Origin of the sequence: Methylomonas koyamae (genome assembly GCF_001644025.1) — a bacterium.
In the GTDB taxonomy this organism is placed as follows: Bacteria; Pseudomonadota; Gammaproteobacteria; order Methylococcales; family Methylomonadaceae; genus Methylomonas; species Methylomonas koyamae_A.
Window position 1 is genome coordinate 1 of the sequence record NZ_LUUK01000043.1, and the last position, 2174, is coordinate 2174.

General features: G+C 57.0%; 1 pseudogene. It reads right to left on the bottom strand.

Annotated elements, in window-relative coordinates:
• Window positions 1-412: 412 nt before the first annotated feature.
• A pseudogene (gene tnpC, locus A1355_RS04185) lies at window positions 413-2073 on the bottom strand (IS66 family transposase).
• Window positions 2074-2174 lie beyond the last annotated feature (101 nt).

Consider the following 2174-nt stretch of genomic DNA (forward strand, 5'->3'; position numbering starts at 1 on the left):
GCTAATTCTGCCATTAGATGCTTCTCGGTGGCCTAGCCCGCGCACAATGTGACGGACGATGAAAGCAGTCCTGAAGCTGCATATTCCATCCAATTCCGATTGAAAACCGCCACCGATTCCAATCCGAAGTCGGCCAGGGATCCCAATTTCAAGACCCTGGCGCCGACGGCTATCGGCCAAAACCGGCCACTGAGGATGGCTGGCGAAATTTTCCATCTCTAAGTTCAGCGAACGACAGCTTTTCGGCAAGCAACCTTGAGTCGTCATCGGCTCGACCCGGCCACTTTGCGACATTCAAGTTTTGAAATGTATGGCTGCAAACTGGCTAATTGCCGCCAATGATTTGGCTTGAGTCAAAAATCCAGCGTAAGCGCTCAGCCGTTCCACATCGCCAGACGTTGCAGGTTATGATTTAATCCAGATCACCGAACGGCAGCAGTTCGTCGATGCGGCTGTTAGGCCAGGTAGGTAGCTTTTCCAGGGTGTCTTTCAACCACCCCGCCGGATTCAGGCCGTTGAGCTTGGCGGTGCCGAGCAGGGTTTGAATGACGGCGGCCCGTTGGCCGGCGCGCTCTGAGCCGGCAAATAACCAATTCTTTTTTCCCAAGGCAATGGGGCGAATGCTGTTCTCGACGGGATTATTATCGGTGGGCAGATCGCCGGTTTCGGCGTAGCGCGTCAGCGCAACCCAGCGCTTCAGGCTGTAATCGATCGCCTTGGCCGTTGCACTGTTAGGCGCGGTGTTCAGACGGGTTTGTTGCAGCCAGTCGTGCAAGTCGGTGAATGCGGGCCGGCTTTTTTCCGCCCGCAGGCGTTGACGCTCGTCGGCACTCATGTCACTGCCCTCGGCTTCGTTGGCATACAGCACACCGATCCGCTGCAAGGCTTCTTGCGCCACAGGGCTCTGACTGGACTGGAACAGGTCGAAGAATTTGCGCCGCGCATGCGCCAGGCAGGCCAGTTCGATGCAAGGTTCGAGCAGGCGTTGCGTTTCAGGGTGCGCGCGGGCCGTGGCAAACAAGGCTTTGTAGCCGGCGTAGTCATCCACCAACAAGTGGCCGTGCCAATCGCCCAGAAACCGCTGCGCATAGCGATCGCTGCGACCGGCTTGATAATCGAAGACGATGATCTTGGGGCCCGGTTGTAAATCATTACTGCGATAAGCCCACAGATAGGCTTTCTTGGTTTTGCCGTTGCCGGGATCGAGTTGCGGCACCGGCGTCTCGTCGGCGTGCAAGCTATCCCGCTGCAATAGGTGCCACACCAAGCGGTCGACCAAGGGTTGCAAGGCCACACCGAGGCGCCCCACCCAGTCGGCTAGCGTGGAGCGGGATAAGACCACCCCGTCGCGGGCGGCAATTTGTTCCAGCCGGTACAGCGGCAGATGATCCAGGTATTTGCCGATCATCACCCAGGTCAATAAACCCACTGCGGCCATGCCGCCATCGATTACCGCCGGCGGGATCGGCGCGGCCGTAATGGTTTCGCAATGCCGGCAAGCGTATTGCGGGCGGATATGGCGATGGACGAAAAACTTGGCCGGCTCGACATCCAGTTGTTCGCTAATGTCTTCGGCAACTGCTCCTGCGTTGCTCTATCTCCTGCATCCCTGCAGTCGTCGCCGATCTTGACCAAGTCCTTGCCGCATTGGCCACAGGTGCAGGATTCCGGTTCGTGGCGGTGTTCGATGCGTGGCAGATGGTCTGGTAACGGTTGGCGTCCGGCACGGGGGCGTTTCGGGCGAACGACGGTGTCACACGGTTGGTTGTCCTGAAGTTGCTCGACTTCGGCTTCAATCGCCGACATGTCGGTGTTCCAAGTTTCCTCGAACACATCACGCTGCAGCGGCGCTAGGGCTTCGCTTTTGGTACTGAAGCGGATGCGCTTGTAGTAGGCCAGTTCGTGTGTGAGTGCGGCGATTTTAATGTCTTTCGCCTGAATACTGGCGTCTTTCTTTGCAATGGTTTGCGCATCCTGTGCGGCTTGCTCGACCAATGTCTGAAGCATCGCCACCACTTGGGTTTTGGCAGCGGGCTCCAGGTTTAATTGATCGAGTTCGGCCAAGGGATTCATGGGGGATTATTTTACTGCAAAGCCCCTCTGATAACCTTGATTTTATTGGGCTTTGCCGGATTTTAATGCTTAATTTCACACCTGCCATTCGGCTTTGGCGG